Consider the following 18,733-nt stretch of genomic DNA (forward strand, 5'->3'; position numbering starts at 1 on the left):
AGATTGATAGAATTTTTTCAGTAGTCAAAGATTAATTAAACCCTTCGGAAAAGAACTCAGTCAAAGTGATGCCTAGATAAGAGCAAATAGCTTCTAACGTGCTAATGGTAATGTTGGCTTTACCAGATTCAATGCGGGCAAGGTGAATGCTGGTGTCATGGTAGAAAACCTCAAGTGTGACCTTCTTCGCTTCCCGAAGTTGTTTCACCCTTGCGGCCACTGCATCAATAAGTTTCTGATTTTTAATTCTAGCCATGCCTTGCCGTGCAAGCTGCAAAGCCTTCCCTAAAATTTTAATGACATATTTGTCATTATGCATTCTTTCCTGTATAATTGAGTATTGTTATACTGGTAAGCCAATAAAAGGGACTATGAAGCCACAAATAATCAGCAGAGAAGAGATTATAGAGAAAGACGGAAATGAAGATCAGGTTACCCGCTGGTACTTCTCAAAAGATGGAATTCATGAGATAAACCTGGGGAATTTATTGGGTGAAAGAATAATGGAATGCGATTGGTTGGATGAAAAGGAAACTACGCTTCTAGTAAATTATAGCGACTGGGCATCCAATTCTGTTTATGCACTTGTATCTCAGGAAGGTAAGGTTTTTAGAAAGTCGATTACTTTTATTGAAGAGTACATAGAGGAGCACGAGGTAATGATTGCCAATATTATGGGGAAAAGTTTAGGGATGGAAAACCTACACTTCAACATGGATGAAGATGATAGAAAGGTAGTGGTATTGGACAAGAGGGGCAGGTTAATTTTAGAGCCAAGGTATAAAGAAATCGGTTTTATTGAGGAGAGGCAGTGTTTCTATGCCATTACTGATTATGACCAAGAGCAGTACTTTTATCCGAATGGAGAAGAGAATGAAATGGAGATGATCAGAAGGGAGAAATTGATGAAGTTGAAGCGGGATTTTAGGCACTTTAAAAAGAGCAGTTTCACTTTTAAAAATTCTCTGTTTTTAAAATGACTTGAAATACTTTTTGCTGATAAAGATTCGAGGCGTAAAAGAGGGAACATAGATCAGGATTTGCTATTTTCCTATGATTTATAGGGTAAACCTGAATCAGGGAAAATCCTCCTTAAAATCCATTTGTGTTGCTGGAAATACAACTTGTCTTAGGAGTAATTAGCTCCCAAACCCGGACGGACTAAACTTGAGTAAACTCTAGAAGTTAATTTTGCTCCCATTTTGCGCTGGTTTATAGCCTTTTTTGGGTGGAGAAGGACCTGTTCAGATTTACTGAAAAAGGGAAGAGATTTTTTGAGGAAAAAGAGCTCTGTTTCCGTCAAAGTTTTTGCTTTTCTAGCTAGCCAAAAACTAGAAGGCTGATGCGGTGCTTTTTTATTCTCCTGTAAAAGGGTGTAAAACGGTGATAGAAAAGATGTTGTATGGTGGTTTGTGAGTAGAAAAATGGCGTCTAAAATGTGGGCTTTTTGGTCAATAAAATCTCCCTGATTCCAACGCCTGCTTGTTGGCTCCTCCTAGGGTATATTTTTCTTCCAATTCAACAGTAGAATTAGCCTTAAAAACAGCTAAAAAATTTGCTTTCGTGGTTCTTGCGTTCGCCTGATACTTTTAAGACCTAAATGGGAGCTAAAAGAAGCCGAATAATGGTCAGTTTTAAGCTTTTTACCCTCGTTTCTAAATTTACCACTTTTGTAATTGTACTATTTGTTGGGAACAGAAACACAAATTCTCAACTACAAAAAGCCTTGTTTTTGATCTGATTTTTCATATCCTTTTTCGTTTTGTTTAATGGAATGTAAATAGCTTGAAGCCATCGAGTTAACTCATGTGCTTTTGTCTCAAAATATTCGCTAAAATCGGGCTGCTTAACTCTAACTATTTTTCATTGACGTCCATTCGTTGTTTTATTGCCTGATTCTAAGAAATTAGCTTGTTTTTGCTTCCAATTTTCAGTGTTTCCCTGTTTTTCCTACTTTTTCCCCAAGATTTTGATCCTTTAAGGTGGAATCTTCGCAAATATTTCTTTTCGCCATAAAATCATTAGCAGCTCACGTTTGAGAAAAAAAGCACACCATAAATGTTGTGAAATAGGAAATAAAAAATAACCTTTGCGATATAAAGATAAGTAGCCAAAAAGGCTGCAGCTTTCTCTATGAAATCTACCTTCCTTCCGGATCTTGAATTCACTACCGTTTTGGAGTATGTTCAGTTTTTTGAGCGGCTTCAGGAGCCCTTGTTTACCTTAAAAGATGCCGGGCTGGTTTCGAAGCTTTTTCAGGACTGGCAGAAAGCTGGCCTCTGGTATCAGCCTTACGCCCCAGGCGAAAAAAGGCAGTGGACCAGGCTGAACCTGGAAGAATATACGTGGCTTAAATTTATTCAGCAGCTCCGGCAGCTAGGCGCTTCAACTGAGATAATTCTAAGCGTTAAGGAATACCTGTTTGCCTCTTTAGACTTAGGTGCTTACTTAAATGAGCCGAAGTACAAAACACTTGCTTTAGAAGAAATAGAGAAATCCTCACTTCCTAAGGAGAGTAAAGAGATTATAACCGGATTAGTAAAGTCAGATGAGTTTACCAAGCAACTGGATGCTATGGGGCTGCGGATCAGTCGGCTATTCGTGATGCTATTTTCTTCAATGATCCGCCACCAGGAAACCGGCGTATTCGTCTTTCCGGAAGGGGAAGTATTGATGTGGGCAGATGAAGTGTTAACTATTGATGCTGATGCCATTGAGCTTTATCACCGGTCCCATATTTACCTATCCATTTCCCAGCAATTTGTCTCCTTTTTGCTGGAGCCCGAGAAAGAGAAGTTTATTTCCCCGCTTCAGTTGCTATCGAATGAAGAGCGGATGGTGCTGAATGCCATGCGCGATAAAACGCTCAAAAAGATCAAGATTAAGCTTAAAGGAAGAGATAAAAGTGGCAAGGCTAAATATACCCTGATTACCACCAAGGATGGAAAGATGAGCCTGGAAGATTACCGAAGGGTAGCCGGCAGCCTGGTGAGCAAGAATTATGAAAGCATTGTAGCTAAAAACATCAACGGCACCGAAGTTTACTTTGAACGGGAGCGACGGCGAATGCTGTAAAGCTTAAGAGAGGTTAAAACCTAGAATGAAGTAAATGATTAAAATATTTAACTGCTGTAATGCTGTACCAGGCCTGAGCCTGGCAGCAAGCAAAGGACCTGATTACCTCAGGCCTGATTAAAGAACCTGGCTGCGTGGCTGATAACCTCAAGCGGTAGCTGTAAGCGTTCAAACACGTGTTACTTTTAACTAAACAAAACAGAGATCAAGAAAAAAATCAAAGCCAAAAAGAAAGTCAGGAGCAAAGTTTAACCAAAGCAGCGTTTTCATTTGGTAGCAGAAGAAAGAAGGAGGAGAAACCATCCTTATCTGATGCTTTACTTGAAGTTATTGCCTCAACTCCCGGCTATGAAGATTTACCGCCTGAAGAGTTAGAGGAAGTGAAAGAAGGGTTGCTGGAATTTGCCCGAATTTCCTATAGCATTTTTCAAAAGGAGTACCTGCCAGAAGCAGATGAATTGCCGCATGAAGATTCCGAAGGAATAGATATTTCAATTATTCATTCTAAAGATCGGGTAAACAATACGAAAACAGCCAAAGCAGTAAAGCCTAAAAAGCAATCTATTAACCAAAAAGTAGTAGTTTCTTAAGTAGAAGAAGTCATGAATGATTTAAAATATTTTGAAGCCTTCACGAAGGTTAAGGATTCAGCTAAAAAAAGACAAGACACTAACGCTTTAATCTATACCCGTGTATCCTCCAAAGAGCAGGCTGATACCGGCAATAGCCTGGAAACACAGCTAAAAGCCTGCGAAGAGTATGCAGCCCGCAAAGGTTATGAAGTGCTGGAGCATTTTGGCGGTACGTATGAAAGTGCCAAGGACGATGAAAGAAAGGAGTTTCAGCGGATGCTCAATTTTATTAAGCGTCATAAGAATAAAGTTGATACAATTATAGTCTATACCGTAGACCGCTTTTCCCGCACGGGTGGCAATGCCATTTACCTGGCAGAGAACCTCAAAAAAGAAGGTGTTCGGCTGGAATCCTGCATGCACCAGATTGATACTTCCACTGCTTCGGGTGAGCTTAATCAAGGCATTCTGTTCCTGTTTGGTAAGTTTGAAAATCAACAGCGGCGGGAGAAATGCATGGCCGGGATGATAGAAGCCCTGAAGAAAGGTTATTGGATGGGGAAGGCTCCGATGGGCTATGACTCCGTGATGCGCAACGGGCAGCAGCAGATGAGTATCAATAAAACCGGTGAGTTGATAAAGCAGGCTTTTATGATGAAAATCAAAGAAGGCCTGAGTAATACAGCAATCATTGCTAAGCTTGGTAGAATGGGCTTGTTTCTCCACAACCAGACACTGACCAAGATCTTCCGCAATCCTTTTTACTGCGGTATTATTACCAATAAGCTCTTGGGAGCTGAAGTGGTAGTAGGCAGGCACGAGCCGCTTATTTCGAAGGAAATCTTCTTTAAGGTAAACAACATCCAGTCAGCTAATCCCCAAGGCTACGTAGTGCAGCAGGAAGATGAAAACCTGCCGCTTCGCCAGCATATCAAATGTGACTGTGGAACGATGTTCACAGGTTACGAAGTAAAGAAGAAAGGGCTGCATTATTACAAGTGCAACCGCATAGGTTGTAAATGTAATAAGAGTGCCAAAAGCCTGCACCAGCAGTATGTGGATCTACTGAAGATCTACCAGATAGATCCAAGGTTAATGCCGGCCTTAAAAGTGGCTTTAACCGGGGTGTTTGATGAACTGAATGCGCAGCAGCTTGAGCAGCAGAAAGAATTTAAACGCCAACTGACGGAAGTTGAAAAGAATCTGGACAAGCTTGAAGAACGCTACATCTTCGAAGGTCTGAATAAAGATCTTTATGAGAAATATAGTGTAAAGCTGAAGGGGGAAAGAAAGGAAATAGAGGTAGAACTGGAGAAAACAGAAAAACCGCTATCGAACCGCAAAAACTTCATCGAACTGGGCCTGAAAATGGGCGTAAACCTCTGTGAATCATGGGAAAAAGGAGATTACAGGGAAAGGCGAAGAGTTCAATCTGTGGTGTTCCCGGAAGGAGTGACTTTTGACAAGGAAAAACAGGGTTATCGAACCTCCAGAGTGAATGTTTTTTTTAGCTTAACTGCTTTATTTTCAGAGCGATTGAAGGAAATGAAAAAGGGAAAAACCAGTGATAAACCTGATTTTTCCCTTTCAGTAGTCCATAGGGGACTACTATTGGCTTTGCAATAGTTTTTATGTCTTTACAATATCTTTAATTTTATATTGGATATCAGTGTTTTAAAGAAATAGTGTGGATAAATAAATATAGTGCTAGTATAGTGAAGTAAAGAAAAGTTGTACGCATATTTGTACGCACTATTCAAACCACGTACACAATGGGCTACTCCATCAACCTGTATTTAGACCGGGCTATTTCCGAGAAGGAACTAACCCGTTTGCATGCTTCTCAAGACCAAACTGCAAGAAAGGAAGCAGAACTGCAAATCGCTACCAAACCCCTTCAAATATTCCTTTACCTCCGCTTCCCTAAAAACACACTTAAGGTTTTTGTGGAACGTAAAGCTACCCAAAAGCAATGGGATGCAGGCAAGCAAAGGGTCAATCCTAACTTTTACAAAGCAGGGCCTTCCGAGCTTAACCAGTACCTGGGCAACCTGCTAAATGACGTTCAAAAATTACATGAGGCAAACTTACTGGTAGGCAAACAGACAACCCGGGAGCAGCTTCGCGAGATCGTAGACAAACTTAATTTAAAAGAGAAAGAAACCGGGCCCAAAGCAGTGTCCTTGGATGAAGCTTATAAAGAGTTTCTCCGGTTGGCAGATCATCTTAAAGCAGCCAATACCAAAAAGAACTACGTAACTGTTTGGAATCACCTTGTAAAGTACACCCAGGAAAAAAGAAAGCCTCTTGACTTCTCCTTATTTACTTCCAGCTTCCCGAATACTTATTCTGAATACTTAGGCCAGAAGGCTGAACTTGGTTACAATACCATTGGCAAGCACCTGCGCATCCTCAAAACGTTCCTGTTCTTCGCTACCGATGAACGTAACTATAACCAGCTCCAAGAATTCAGAAAATGGAAAGCGCTTTCCGAAAAGGAAAAAGAAATCTACACCCTGACGAAAGAGGAGTTGATGAAGCTCTACAAACATGAATTTGAGCATTCCCGGCATGCCCAGGTGCGGGATGTATTCTGCTTTGCCTGCTTTACCGGCTTGCGCTTTTCCGATGTCGATAATCTGAAATGGGAAGCGATTAAAAAGGATCACATAAAAGTGCTCCCGGTAAAAACCCGGCACCGGGATTCCAAGGCTATCAATATTCCCTTGAACAGCTTTGCCCAGGAAATATTAGCCCGCTACAAAGGGAAAGATAAGCCACTGCCGGTGATCAGCTCTCAGAAGTCGAATGAGTACCTAAAGGAAATAGGGCAGCTTTTAGAGTTTAAAGATCCGGTGAAAGTTTTAAAGCATGTTGGTAGCAGCACAAAAGAAGAATACGTTGAGAAATGGCAGATCCTGACCTTTCACGTTGCCCGGAAAACTTTTATTACCACCTCGCTCATTTTGGGAATGCCTGAAAGAGTCGTAAGAGAATTCTCCGGCCATAAATCAGAAAAGGATTTTGCAAAGTATGTAAAATTAGCGGACACGTTTAAAGAGCAGCAAATGCATCAGGCCTGGAACGAAGATGCCTTCAAAGAAAAGCCCGCTTCTATAAATATGAAAAAAAGTGTAACAGTTAGTTAACTGTCCAGATACAACTTTATAAAATTCTTAATTTTACATTTAGATAGAGTGTCCACACAAAAGGATTTATCTTTTTTCATTGTTGCAGCCGATGAGGAAATTACGGATGAAGCCTGTAATCAACATGAAACACTTTAATCAAATACAATTTTTAATGAACACAACAACAATTAACTATTGGAAAGGTGAATATCCCGAAATTCAAGAAGAGCTGCATCGGGTCGTTAAAATGGCTTATCATAGCGGGGTAGCTACTGCAAACTGGATCCTTCCTTCGTATCTGGACCAAACCGCCATTGCTTCTACAGAGGAAACTTTCAGGCTATCCCTGGAAGGCCATTTAAAAACGCAAATGGAGTTAAGGCTCTCCTTAAACAATCCATTCAGATTGTTAAGCGGGGATTTAAGTTTGGAGCAGCTAGCTGAAAAGTTTTCCAGAGCTTATCTATCAACATCCTCTCCTGAAGAAGTACTTCAATGGCTCAAGGGGGTAGACATGTATGAGGTCCGGGTTACTGATTTAGCAGTAGGTGTTTCCCATTACTTACTAAGGAAAGAACTAGTTAGGATTCTAAGCATAGGCTATGATGGCTGGATAATTGAAAATGAAAATATTTCTACCGAAACAGAAGTTACGAATCTTTCTGATGAAGACCAATCTAATGCAGAGAACAAAGAACTTGATGCTTTCAGTCCGGCTGAAAGAGTAGCGCCAGAAGGTAGTAGCCCAGAGGATAGTAATGGAATCAAGCGACAAAAGAAGAAGAGCCCCAGAGCTGAGGCGATGGAAAAGTTGCATGGATTCCCTTGGATAAACGAGCCAACTAAACTGGCTATAATCAGCATTCATAATTATCTTCTAGAGAATAAAATGATTGAGCCTTCTCTCTCAGAATCTGATTTAAGGGCTCTTTTCTCCGAGAAAGGCCCTTTAGAACCGATTCGATTTTTAAAAGCTTCCGGAAAGCTAGTGATGCTTTTTAGATTGCTCGCAATGGATGTTTTAAAATTTTCAAACAAAGGGCCGATCTTGGATGAGTTTTCCAAAAGTGAAATCAGGAGCTCCTCTTACTGGCTGTTCCCTCGACTGATAGGCACCTTTAGGAATAAAAAGGGTGAAAAGTATAATACAGACCAGCTTTCTAAATCAGCCAGTCAATGGCAGGTAGACAAACTACAAAAAATGGACTGGTTTATACAAATGAAAGAAACCCTTACGGCTGCCTGTAAACCCAGGTAAAGAAGAAAAGCCAATTCAGGAAAGACCGCTATTTGCGGTCTTTTTTTTTGCCTTATGAATTATGGTTTAAGATTTTATGGGTGGTAAATAAAGTAAGCTGAAGGAAAACTGGGTGATGTTCTGAATTTTCAAGCATGTAAATCTGGGGTAAGTTTAGTAAAACTGGGGTAAGTATTTCAAAACCGGGTTAAGAAAAATCCTGCCATTGTTAAGCTGATTTTAGCGCTGTAATGTTGTAAAAATTAATAACCCAAATAAAAACAAAACAATGTTCACAAAACAAAAAACACATTTCTTTAAACTTGGGAAATCAAGATCATTTAGCTCCAAGCTTCTTTACCCCAATATTCAAAAATATCGGTTCGCTTTCCTAAATGTAACTCCTTACAAGGTGGTTGTTGGCCATGTCTGCAAGAGCATTTTTAATCCTTTTATCAATCAATTCAAATGTCCACTTGCCAGGATTAAAAAACTGAAGCAGAGCATAATGGTTGGATTGGCTTACCAGCTTCAACTCTTAAAGGGTGATGCAGGCCTTTTGCATATCCTTTCCAAAGCCTGCCTCTTTTGCTTATTGTCTCACACATTTTATACCTGGTTAAATTAATCCACTATGTCACAGAAATTCTTTTTCCAACTAAGCCTTGAAGAAGCAGAGGGCTGCTTTAAGAAATGGGCGCAGCAGGCGCTGCTGCAACTACTCCACCAAGGGCAAGGCCTTTCACTGGCAAGCCCAAATCCCTCAAAAGAAGAAGATGTCATTACAATTGCTGATGTCTGTAAGCTTTTCAAAATCTCCCGGCCGACAGTAAACGATTGGATGAAGACCAATAAGCTTCCATACAGGCGCATAGGTAGAAGGGTTTATTTTATCAGGCAGGAAATACTGGCTGCTTTACAATCCTTTAACCGGAGAGCTAAATAATGAAAAGGCAAAAAAGAATTAGTAAAGCAGTTATTCAGGCGGAAGTGCCCCTTTGCAGCCCCCTGAAGAAGATAATTACTCTATGGGAAATTAGAGAACTTATGTAGCAAGCAAGCAAGCTACTGCAGACAAGAATAAAAGATGTCTTTAAAATTAGAAACTTTGAGCGAGGACTCGGCATGAGTGATCCGGATGACTTTCCTTGTGGAGCCCAAAAGTAGAGAACTGATTTAGTAGTATAAAAAAAAATATTGATTAAGTTATGAAGAAGTTAAAAGATCTTACGCTGCCGGTTGCAGGTAGGGTAAGCCCTGATTTAAAACAAAAATTTGAGAAAGCTGCCGATGAGCTTGGTTTAAGCTTAGCGCAATATGTATCCATGATGCTTTACCTGGCAGAATATAGTGAAGCGGGCCTTTATAAAATAAAATCACAGTTACTAGGGCCTGTTAAGAAAGAGGATCCTCAATGTAATATTCGAGAAAAGAAAGATAAAGCGGTTTGGGAAAAAGCTCCATTTTCCGATATGCTTTCAGCTGTTCTTAAGAATGAAGAGATACTAGCAGAAATTTATGTTACAAATGGTAACAAGCCGATATTGAGTAATGAATTGGTAAAAAATGGTTTCAAGTACAATGTTCTTTTGCAAGGTGAGTATCTGGAAAGCACTTATTACTATTATACCGGTTTGCACGGCTGGGCCTTTACCGACTCCTCTAAAAAGTATGTTGTAATTACTAAGAAGGTTTAACCATGGAAAATGTAGTTTTTGACATAAACCCGGCAGATCTGCAATTCGAAGGCACCCTGAAGGAGACAAGTGGTTTTTCAGGTATGAAAGGTGCTTTTATCCTGATTATATTATTAGTAGTTATTGGATTTCTATTCTGGTACTTCTTGAAAGAACCGGTCTATGAAGAGAGTCAAAACAGGTTTGAGAAATTAAGAAGGGTGCTTTAATTTGTACCCTATTTTTTTGCCCTGAATGAAGATGTGGCACAAAACTAATGCCAATATCCTCAAATTGCTTAGGTTTTTGTAGAGTGTTGAGTTAGAAATCAGAATGAATTCCAGAAAAAACTGAAGGAAATATCCTGCTAAGGTTACCATAAACAAGCCATCAACAATTCTATTGCCCTATGCCTGTCAAGGACACCTTCCTACTTAATCCTTACAAAGGCTAAGTACTAAAATACCCAGTGTATTTGTTGAACTCCAAAGAGTAAAGATAATCTAAAGCCGCATATAGCTTTGGCAAACGATAATGTCCAGTTACAAATTGTAACATCAATATTCCACGGAATAGATCTGATGCAGAATAAAAGCTAACTGTAACGGAGGAACTGCAAAAGAGGCTAAAGGAAGAATAACCTATAGTGAAGTTTAAACTGTGTAAAAGAAAGAAGTTCTGATTATGCTACAGTCAAAGTAAGGCATCTGCCTTTCACTAAACGTAAAGCCCTTTCGTTTTACTGCATAGACCATACCTAGCACTTTGCTTAAACTCCAAAATTTAAATATGATTATATTGGATATTCTATTGTTACATTTTGAAACCGATTGTTAACTTTTGTAACAATTTCAAACCTATAAGATTAAAATTGCTAAAAATTGTTTTTTCTTTAAGTCTTCCCGGATAATAGAGTAACAATTTGTAACTCTAAAAAGCACCTGTCCTTTTGCAGTTAAATTTAATAGAAATTGCTTTTAAATGAAAGTGATTTTAGTCTTCAAAAATGTGTGTAACTAATAGTTACTAGGGTTCTTTAGCTTGTTTTATTGGACAGAAGCTGCAAGGAAACCTGTTTTAATATTTACATCTTCAATGAAATTTACTTTATGCAGAAACCATTCAAAATCTTCTGCTAACCTGCAACAACTTTTAAAATTATCGTATATTTATAAGGGCAGTTGATTGGTTAAACCATTTCATCCGTGATTGTCGGTCTAAGCAACCTAAATCGTATCAGAGTGCCTATAAGCCGTTGGGCACCTGGCAAGCCTGAAAACCTTAGTCGGGAATGCGCCAACGGCTTTATTATTTAGTTTGTTACTAAAAGTAACAGGACTTTATAAGCCAGTAATTGGCTATTAATCAAACTGTATTTATTTCTGATATCTGCTGATTTTCGCGTAAGCTTTTTAATCACTGAAGCTATCGTTTTTGTTCTTTCTGTTAAGAAATCTGCATGGTTCTTGAACTCCAAGTAATCCTGCCAAGCGTGTAAGTGGTACATATCTATCTTCTCTAGCACATCCAGTCTCTCCAAGTAAGGCAAGTATTCAGATGGGTGTTGATCTGGGATTGCAATTTTGTTGCTCCATTCTACTTAGGCATAATTCGCGATCTGATTTTTATTCCTTTGCTCAGTAATGATGTTACCTTGCACCCATTCACTTGGGAAAAGATAATGCCGTACTAGAGCTGATTTCTTCTGTTTTAATCCTCCAGAAGTAGAACCGAAAAATTGTATTATCAACAAAGCTGTTGTAACGATTAGTAACAGTTTAATTTAAATCAAAAGCCACCGTTTTGCTAAATAAATTAATTAGTTTTGAACGATCTGGTTTGTTTTCCATTCATAGATTGAAACCAAATTATTAACTATGGAAAAACAACTTACCGATCACGTAGGAAAACAAACAGTAGAGCAGCTTGAAAAAATGATTGAAAATTGGGAAAACAGCAATAGTCCCAAGAAAGAGAACTATATTAAAATTATGAAAGCTGCATTAAGAACTGCGTTAAGAAAAAGAAGAATTGCTAATGTATTAGCGGCATAATAAACCTGCTATTAAGATTCCAATAGCAGGTTTATCAATTAATTGTTTCTGGTATTTATTCAAACTTTACTTTTGGCAAACCTTCCACAATATCAATGGTTTGTACGCTAACGTTTATAATGCTTAGCAATAGGTCCAGGATATATCTTTCATTGCCGGTTTCCATTGCCCAGTCGTTAGGGTCGTTTTTGATGCCGCTATCTTTGTGAGTGGTTACGGCATATCGTTCCATGATCCAGTCTATCGCGGATTTGCCGTTTACCACGTAGTCATAGGCTTTTTCGGGAATGTTGGTTATGGTTATTTTGCTGTTGTAGAGGATGGTTTCTTTCTGGCCTTTTGTTGGGAAGCGCATTTTTTCTACTTTATACATACCGTTTTCGGCTCCGGTAACGGTTACGCCTTCGTAAGCTGGCACATTTTCGTAGTTCAAGTGCAGGTCTGCAAGTTTGCGGCCGGCTTTGCTGAAGGCCCAGAAATCACGCACGTCCTCAACCAAAGGCAAGCGGGGTAACATTTTCTTGAGGTCGTTGGCGAACTGGGTGCGGTATTGTGGGCTATGCAGAAAACCGTACACGTAATAGAAAATGTCTTCCTTTTTTACGGTTTTACCATACTGTTTTTGCGCCCGTTCCAGGATAAAATCACTAACCCCATCGCGCCGGATGTATTCGCTTTCTCCAACAGCATCGAATAAGCCGGGGCTTTGCTTTTGCCGCTCTTCGTAATAGTAAAGTGGAAAACATTGCGATTTACCAATTAATTCTAAATCAGGAATTGTATCGCAAATAATAGAAGAGAATTCTTTTGTAACTCCTACACCTGAAACACAGATAACTAAATTTTCAATATATTTTGCAGGAAATAGCTTTGGAATTAAATATACCATTTCGTTCAGCACTCTGGAAAAATATAAATGCTGTTTAAAAAATGGCCTATAAATACCTACTGTTGTATTAGTTGGGTCATATGAATGTGTCTTGTTTTTTTCTAAATCCCATATTAATGCTCTTGTCCAACTAATTTTCTTAGAATCAAATTTCAAAAAAGTTTTTACATCAGAAACAGGGTTATCCTCTATTACTTTATTTAACTCTTCTCGCTGGCTATTATAAAAATTAATCGAAGTTAGAATGTTGTTGTTTAAAACTTCTTTTGAAGAATTATAGCACCAGGCATCACGTTGAGTTTTTACTCCATTCGAATAATAAGGCACAAAAAATGTTGCTTTGTTTGTTTTATCATCTTTATCCCCAATCGGAACAAACGTACTAAATGCATCGTTCCGCTCATTTATCCAATCACCGTGTTCATTTGGAACAAGCGTTTTCCATTCCATTGCTTCGTTGCCGACAGATTTAAACTTCTTTACAATTGCAAGCTTATCTTCCCGGCTTAAATAATCACCAATGTCGTGGTAATGTATAGTGGCTTTTTTTCCGTTTTCCATACTGTTTTTCACCAATAAGGTGATGGAAATGGGCGTGCGAGAACCGGAACCGAATATTTTACCGCCTTCTTTCCGGCTTAATTCGCCGCTGGTGCGCTGGTTGCCCCTTAAATTGAAAACATAAATGGAAGAGAATTCTTTTTCTAAAGATTTCCGGAAACCGTCGGCACTGTTACCGTCTAACCAAGCCCCGTTAGAAACAAAGCAAATTACGCCCCCACTTTTATCTATACGGTCAGCACTCCACCGGAAAGCTTTAATGTATGAATCGTATAAGGAATTTTTATTAGTAGCATTGGTCTCCTTTGCATAGGTAACTGCAATCCGGGAATCCAGTTTCGGGTAGCTTTGGTTTTGCGCATTGTCGTTGGCTGATTTCTGCCCTACCGAATACGGCGGGTTACCGATAATCACACGCAGCGGCGCTTTCTTTTGCTTCTGTACCCGTTCGGAGTTTTGCGGGAACATTTCCGAAAACAGCTTTTCGCTTTCGTCACTTTCGCCTAACTGAAAGGTGTCGGTAAGGCAAATGCCGTCGAAGGCCTGATAATCTTCGGCCCCCACAGCATCGTGGTAAGCATTTTCGATGTTTACGGCCGCAATGTAATAAGCTAGCAAAACGATTTCGTTGGCATGAATCTCTTGCTGGTATTTGCGTAGCAGATCTTCTTTTTTAATCAGGCCACTTTGCAGTAAGCGGGTTACAAACGTGCCGGTACCGGTAAACGGGTCCAGGATATGCACGTTCTCATCGGAAATGCTGCGCCCGAATTCCTTTTTCAGTACATCGTTTACCGAATGGATAATGAAATCCACTACCTCAACCGGCGTGTAAACTATCCCCAGCTTTTCCACCATTTTCGGGAAAGCGGTTTTAAAGAACTTATCGTACAATTCAATAATAATGCGCTGCTTACCTTCGGAGTTGTCTATCCCGCTTGCCCGCATCTTCACCGATTCATAGAATTTCTGCAGCGTTTCGGCATCCTTATCGAAGTTCTGGTCTTCCAGCAAATCAAGCATGGTTTGCATACTCACCGAAATCGGGTTGTTCTGCACAAACGAATACCCTTCGAACAGAGCTTCGAAAACCGGCTTGGTAATAATGTGCTGGCTAAGCATTTCAACTGCTTCCTGCTGCGTAATGCTGGGGTTTATATTTTTCTGAAGGCCACCCAGGAAATTGGCAAAAGCTTTTTCATGGGTTTTATCTTCGGCAATTAACCTGCTTATGCGGGCAACCTGGCGTTCGGCAATTTCGGCTACGCTTTTTGCCCATTGCTCCCAATAGCGGCGGTCGCCAACTTTGTTTACCATCCGGGCAAAAACCACGTTCTGCAACTGCTCAAACTGGAGCGCCAGCTGTTCGCTAACGGCTTTGGCCGCCACATAACCTGCCGGGTCGTCGTTTACCACCGAAACCTGGCCATTCTGGTTAAAAGTTACTTCCGGCCGGCCGATAATGATGCGGTCGGTGCGTTTTTTATTCAGCTCAATTTTATTAACAGTGGCGTTAAAGCGGTCGTCGTGAGCACGTAAGGCGTTTAAAACTGTCCAAACTACTTTATAACGGTCATTATCGTCTAAGGCCAAGGCAGCATCCATATCGGAAGGCACCACCACCGGAATAATGATGTAGCCGTACTTTTTGCCCGGCGCTTTCCGCATAACCCGCCCAACTGATTGCACCACATCTACCTGCGAATTGCGGGCCGAAAGGAACATAACGGCATCCAGGCTGGGCACATCTACGCCTTCGCTTAAACAGCGCACGTTGGTAAGTACCCGGCATTCGTTTTCTTCGGTTTCCGCTTTAAGCCAGCTCAGCAATTCATCGCGGTAAGGGGCAGACATAGTGCCGTCTATGTGCTGCGAACCCACCGAAACCATTTTTACTTTTTTCTCTGTTGGCAAAGCGCTGATGTAAGCCTCCGTAGCGGAGTTGAAGGTGCCGGTTATTTTCCGGGAATCGGCAATATTAGAGCAGAAAGCCACGGCCCGGCGCATTGGTTCCGGATCACTTTCTTTCAGCAGGCCTTCGTCGCCGATCATTTGTTTGGAAAGCGCATTTATGCAGCCAACCAGTTTGGAGGCATCGTCGGTAGTAATTTCGCTTTCGTAACCGGCCAGCATTTTCTGCACGGCTGGCGGTACATCTTGGTCGCTTAAGGTAAGAATGAGCACTTTGTAATCAGTGAGCAAGTCCTTCTCTACTGCTTCACCAAAACCAATGCGGTAAATTTCCTGGCCGTAAAGTTTTTCATCGTCCATCGAGCACAACACTGCATCGGCCTGGGCAGCCTTGCTTTTGGTATCGTCACTATAAAGCCGGGGCGTTGCCGTCATATACAGGCGCTTTTTTGGCTTTCAGGAAATTATCGTTGTGTACTTTGGTAAAAGCAGATTCATCTTCGCCAGCCAACGAAACGCCGGTAGTGCGGTGGGCTTCGTCGCAAATAATCAGGTCGAATTCCCCGAAGCCGTTTTTAATAAGTTCTTTCTGTGCCCGCGCTATTACTTCAATGGATTGGTAGGTAGAAAATACCACCGTCATTCCTTTGCTTTCGCGGCCTATAAACTGGTTGAACTGGTGCAGAATATCGTTGGTATTAGTAGAAGCCGGCAATGCTAGATCCACTACGCTAAAACTGTCGCTGTCGTCGTTTTTGGTGCGTTTCTTTGAGATTTCCGGATCTGAGCAAATACAAACTGCGTTGATCGGTTCTTTAGCAAAGGCACTCCATTCACGTAAGGTCTGACCTAATAAGGCAATGCTAGGCACGAGGAACAAAACCATCCCATTGCCGCCTGTTTCTTTTTCGGCAATTTGCAGAGCAGTATAGGTTTTGCCGGTGCCACAAGCCATTATGAGTTTGCCCCGGTTGTTGGTTTTAAAATGTTTGTGGGCTTTGGCTAAGGCGTCTTCCTGGTGCGGCTTCAGTTTCCTATCACCAATTCTGGATTGTTCACCATGAATACCGTTCTCCAGCTTTTTCCAATCTACAGCGGCTTCACGTAACTGGTACAGGTTTAAGCGCGTTACCGGCGGTGTTTGGTTTTTAATGGCTTCTTCAGCATTTGCACCCCATTTTTTACCGGTGGTATCTATCCAGAGCCGTTGCGCAAAGTTTACACTTTGCAAGTTCTCGTTTTTAAATGCCCGGCTGGAAGTGGAAAGAAAACTATCTACAGCCGGTTTATCGATGGTTTTTCCTTCCTGGTAGCATTTACACTGGATCGCCCAATAATCACCGTCGTGAGTCATAGCCACAAGGTCAATGCCCGTATCGTTGCCGCCTAGGTCTTCTTTTCCCGGGAACTCATTCCAGAGCCATACTTTCTTAAACCGGTCGGAATAAATCCGGTCGGTTTTTAAGTAAGCCTGCATCAACCTCTCAAAGCGGTCGCCTTTATCGCGTTCAGAAAAAGAGAATTTGCGGTATTTGTCGAGTATTTTGTTAAAAGACATGTGTTTTGGTAGCACTAATAATGCTTTGCAAAATAGGGCATTTCAGCCAATACTTCAGATTAAGGGGTAAAATTAATTAATTGTAGTTCTACAATATTTTTTTTATAAAACCCTTGCTTTTTCTGAAAAACGCCTATACTTTTACAATTGTAGTTCTACAATAAAAATAATATGCCTAAGAATAAAAGTAACGTTTTTAATGTCGATGATTTATTAAACAGCCTATTTCCGGTGGAGACGTTAAGCGAAATGTTTGAGAAAAGAATTAAGGAACTCAATATCGCTCCTACAACTGCCCTGGAAATAATAGATATAGAGTACCGAGCATTACAAGGCATTTTGCAAGGAACAAGTAAGCAGGTAGATAATACAAATTTTATAAAACTAGCCAGTTTTTTGAAATTACCGAATGAAAAAATTTTTAGCCTGTACTTGAAAGCTTTAGAAAAAAATTTTCCAGAAGTTTCACCTTATTCTCAAGATAAAATTGATTATATAAATGCAAATTTTGACTTGGCAACACTAAGGAAAATTGGGTTTATTAAAAGCATTACCGATTATCAGCATATAGAAGAAAAAATAAATTCCCATTTCGGGTTAAAGACAATATTTGAGTTTAAGCTGCCTTCTAATAATGTGGCATTTAGTGCTGGACTTACGAAGCCAAAGAACCTACAAACGCGCGGTTTATGGGTTGAATCAGCAAGAACAGCTTTTGAGGTAATTGCTAATCCGCACGAATATAATAAAGCTGCCTTAGCAAAATATTTTCCTGAGATAAGATGGAAATCAACTAATGTAGAATTGGGTCTTTTATCTGTAATAAGGGATTTATATACATTAGGAGTTACAGTATTTTATCAGGATTCCATCTCCATAAACCACCTTAAGGGTGCCACTATTGTCGTAAACCAGAAACCCTGTATTGTACTGACTGATTATAAGGGTTTTTATTCGACTTTATGGCATACTTTAATACATGAGCTTTACCATGTTTTGTTTGATTTTGAGCTAATTAAAAATAAAAAATATCAATATCATTTGTCTGATATTGATACACTAGACTTAGGAGATCAAGATTTAGGATTATGGGAAAAAGAGAAGGAGGCAGATGGTTTTGCCCGCGAATTCTTATTTTCTAAAGAAAAATCTAATATTATTAAGCCACATATTAACAATAAAAAGTTTGTGGCTGATTTTGCAGAAATGCACCAGATCCATCCGAGCTTTATCTATACTTATTATGCATTTGACAATGGCAAGGAAGATAAGCAAGCCTGGGCTAAAGCTAAAAAATTTAATCCTTCCTTTGATGAATTTATTAAGCTTGTTGAAAATCCATGGGATAAATCTAAACCTACAGCAGAACACATCAATTTTTTAAAGCAGAATAGTATTCTCTACAAATAAACCTATTAAAAAGTTAAAATGAAACTTGAAAATTTAGAAGAAAAAAATCCATTAGAACCTCAAAAAAATAATGAGGTATTTGATGATGTACAAGCGTTTTTAAATTTAGTTACTCGCCAAGCTGATAAAGATAGTAGGGCTAAATATGAGAAGAAAAAAGAGAAAGAAAAGTTTGAGCGAATAAATGGGGAAATAACTTCTATCCATGAAATCCGGGAAAGGAATGAAAAATTGCTTTCAGAATTCCCACTTGATCATGAGCCAAAATTCTCACTATTCTTCCCTGCTTTGGGTAGATTAGAGAATTGGTCAGAAGATGTTCAAAAGTGCTATCAAAAACCTCCAATAGCAGCCAAAACTATAAACGAAGTTATTTATAGCAGGTTTAAAGAAGACGTTATTTCGCATATTCACTCAAAAAACCCATATATTAAATATTGCATTAGGAAGTATAAAAATTATAGGTTTTTAGGCGAGGATGGCATATTGAAATTGGAGAAATATATTGACGATGCGGTAACTTTAATGAATGAATGTACCTCTACATATGAATTTAGAATTAAACACGCTACAAGGTTCGGGACAGGATTTCAACCTGACTTATTCAAGTAATTAAAATATATTAATAGGAAAACTCATTAAAGAGAAGTGCTTGGATG

At 39.8% G+C, this 18,733-nt stretch carries 15 protein-coding genes; 12 read left to right on the forward strand and 3 right to left on the reverse strand.

Annotated features, from left to right (window positions below):
• Positions 1 to 31: 31 nt before the first annotated feature.
• Positions 32 to 319, reverse strand: a complete 288-nt coding sequence (locus tag F0P94_RS08345) for a helix-turn-helix domain-containing protein (protein WP_225307164.1) — start codon at positions 317 to 319, stop codon at positions 32 to 34.
• A 52-nt stretch (positions 320 to 371) separates the two neighbouring features.
• Between F0P94_RS08345 and F0P94_RS08350 the strand changes: the two genes are divergently transcribed.
• The 10 genes from F0P94_RS08350 (at position 372) to F0P94_RS19650 (ending at position 11,745) form a co-directional block, all read left to right on the forward strand.
• Entirely contained in the window at positions 372 to 980 is a 609-nt protein-coding gene (locus F0P94_RS08350) for a hypothetical protein (RefSeq protein ID WP_150903431.1), read from the forward strand.
• Positions 981 to 2,133: 1,153 nt separating this feature from the next.
• Positions 2,134 to 3,075 (forward strand): hypothetical protein, encoded by a 942-nt coding sequence (locus F0P94_RS08355; protein WP_150903432.1) that lies wholly within the window; start codon positions 2,134 to 2,136, stop codon positions 3,073 to 3,075.
• Between the two features lie 176 nt (positions 3,076 to 3,251).
• Entirely contained in the window at positions 3,252 to 3,665 is a 414-nt protein-coding gene (locus F0P94_RS08360; RefSeq protein ID WP_150903433.1) for a hypothetical protein, read from the forward strand.
• Positions 3,666 to 3,677: 12 nt separating this feature from the next.
• Positions 3,678 to 5,273 carry a recombinase family protein gene (locus F0P94_RS08365; RefSeq protein WP_150903434.1) on the forward strand — a complete coding sequence of 532 codons (1,596 nt, stop codon included), beginning with the start codon at positions 3,678 to 3,680 and terminating at the stop codon, positions 5,271 to 5,273.
• 146 nt (positions 5,274 to 5,419) lie between these two features.
• Positions 5,420 to 6,796 (forward strand): site-specific integrase, encoded by a 1,377-nt coding sequence (locus F0P94_RS08370; RefSeq protein ID WP_150903435.1) that lies wholly within the window; start codon positions 5,420 to 5,422, stop codon positions 6,794 to 6,796.
• A 124-nt stretch (positions 6,797 to 6,920) separates the two neighbouring features.
• The gene (locus F0P94_RS08375; RefSeq protein ID WP_150903436.1) at positions 6,921 to 8,036 is read left to right on the forward strand and encodes a hypothetical protein; all 1,116 of its coding nucleotides are present in this window, start codon (positions 6,921 to 6,923) and stop codon (positions 8,034 to 8,036) included.
• Between the two features lie 613 nt (positions 8,037 to 8,649).
• Positions 8,650 to 8,961 carry a helix-turn-helix domain-containing protein gene (locus F0P94_RS08380; RefSeq protein WP_150903437.1) on the forward strand — a complete coding sequence of 104 codons (312 nt, stop codon included), beginning with the start codon at positions 8,650 to 8,652 and terminating at the stop codon, positions 8,959 to 8,961.
• A gap of 262 nt (positions 8,962 to 9,223) precedes the next feature.
• Complete coding sequence (locus tag F0P94_RS08385) at positions 9,224 to 9,712, forward strand: hypothetical protein (protein ID WP_150903438.1); 489 nt, start codon at positions 9,224 to 9,226, stop codon at positions 9,710 to 9,712.
• Between the two features lie 2 nt (positions 9,713 to 9,714).
• Positions 9,715 to 9,921, forward strand: a complete 207-nt coding sequence (locus tag F0P94_RS08390) for a hypothetical protein (protein WP_150903439.1) — start codon at positions 9,715 to 9,717, stop codon at positions 9,919 to 9,921.
• 1,647 nt (positions 9,922 to 11,568) lie between these two features.
• Entirely contained in the window at positions 11,569 to 11,745 is a 177-nt protein-coding gene (locus tag F0P94_RS19650; protein ID WP_191906972.1) for a hypothetical protein, read from the forward strand.
• Positions 11,746 to 11,800: 55 nt separating this feature from the next.
• Here F0P94_RS19650 and F0P94_RS08395 read toward each other — a convergent pair whose 3' ends face one another.
• Complete coding sequence (locus F0P94_RS08395) at positions 11,801 to 15,541, reverse strand: type ISP restriction/modification enzyme (protein ID WP_225307165.1); 3,741 nt, start codon at positions 15,539 to 15,541, stop codon at positions 11,801 to 11,803.
• The gene (locus F0P94_RS19890) at positions 15,516 to 16,664 is read right to left on the reverse strand and encodes a restriction endonuclease (RefSeq protein ID WP_225307166.1); all 1,149 of its coding nucleotides are present in this window, start codon (positions 16,662 to 16,664) and stop codon (positions 15,516 to 15,518) included. The genes F0P94_RS08395 and F0P94_RS19890 overlap by 26 nt, the downstream gene beginning before the upstream one ends.
• A 171-nt stretch (positions 16,665 to 16,835) precedes the next feature.
• Here F0P94_RS19890 and F0P94_RS08400 point away from each other — a divergent pair, with 171 nt between their 5' ends.
• The gene (locus tag F0P94_RS08400; protein WP_150903440.1) at positions 16,836 to 18,074 is read left to right on the forward strand and encodes an ImmA/IrrE family metallo-endopeptidase; all 1,239 of its coding nucleotides are present in this window, start codon (positions 16,836 to 16,838) and stop codon (positions 18,072 to 18,074) included.
• Positions 18,075 to 18,092: 18 nt separating this feature from the next.
• Positions 18,093 to 18,686 carry a P63C domain-containing protein gene (locus tag F0P94_RS08405; RefSeq protein WP_150903441.1) on the forward strand — a complete coding sequence of 198 codons (594 nt, stop codon included), beginning with the start codon at positions 18,093 to 18,095 and terminating at the stop codon, positions 18,684 to 18,686.
• Positions 18,687 to 18,733 lie beyond the last annotated feature (47 nt).

This window comes from Adhaeribacter soli (assembly GCF_008727925.1).
Taxonomy (GTDB): Bacteria; Bacteroidota; Bacteroidia; order Cytophagales; family Hymenobacteraceae; genus Adhaeribacter_A; species Adhaeribacter_A soli.